The following is a 644-nucleotide window of genomic DNA, read 5'->3' as shown; positions in this document are numbered from 1 at the left end:
GTGTATAAGAGACAGGGTCAGGGCCCGGCGGACGTCCCGGTGGACTTCCCCGTTCCGGTGCCGAGGTGGAGCCGGTCCCGGATGAAGCGCACGGCCGCTTCCGCGTCGTCGACGGTGACCGTGAACGTCCGGCCGTCGCCGAGGGCCAGTACCAGGCCCTCGCCCCGGCGTACGACCACGGCGGTCCCCTTCTCGGGGCGCCAGCGGTAGCCCCAGCCGCCCCAGTGGCGCGGGGTGACCTGGGGTGCGAAGTCCGCTCCGACCACGTGGGTGAGCAGAATCCGGCGCCGGGGCAGCCCGATGTGGCCGCAGCGGACCTCCAGGGCGTCACCGTCGACCGTGACGGCCACATGGACGAAGGCGAGGGTCCCGAAGAGGATCAGCAGTCCGGCGGCCAGACAGCCGATGACCGCCATCAGCAGCGGGGCGATCCCGGACGTCCAGGCGGAGTCGACGGCGAGCTCGACGCCGAGCGCCATGCAGGCCGCGCCCGCGACCGCGAGCAGCCACTGGAAGCGGTTGGTGGCCCGTCCCGTCCAGACCATGGCCGGGGTCTGGCTCGAACCGTGCCGCGTGTTGCCGGGGTGGTCCGTCATGCGCAGCAGCGTACCCACGTTCTGCTCCGCGGGTACCGGTACCGGCGG

1 protein-coding gene is annotated in these 644 nt (G+C 72.7%); it reads right to left on the bottom strand.

Annotated elements, in window-relative coordinates:
• Positions 1-17: 17 nt before the first annotated feature.
• A complete protein-coding gene (locus tag IH13_RS0133355; protein WP_031090410.1) occupies positions 18-596 on the bottom strand; it encodes a hypothetical protein in 579 nt (192 codons plus the stop codon).
• Between the last annotated feature and the right edge of the window lie 48 nt (positions 597-644).

This window comes from Streptomyces sp. NRRL WC-3549, assembly GCF_000721935.1.
Lineage (GTDB): Bacteria > Actinomycetota > Actinomycetes > Streptomycetales > Streptomycetaceae > Streptomyces.
Note: the sequence above shows the minus strand (reverse complement) of the source record. Positions and strands in the feature narration are given on the sequence as shown.

Excerpts from the sequence above, each read along its gene's own strand:
- IH13_RS0133355 (WP_031090410.1), bottom strand. The coding sequence starts at position 596 with ATGACGGACCACCCCGGCAACACGCGGCACGGTTCGAGCCAGACCCCG.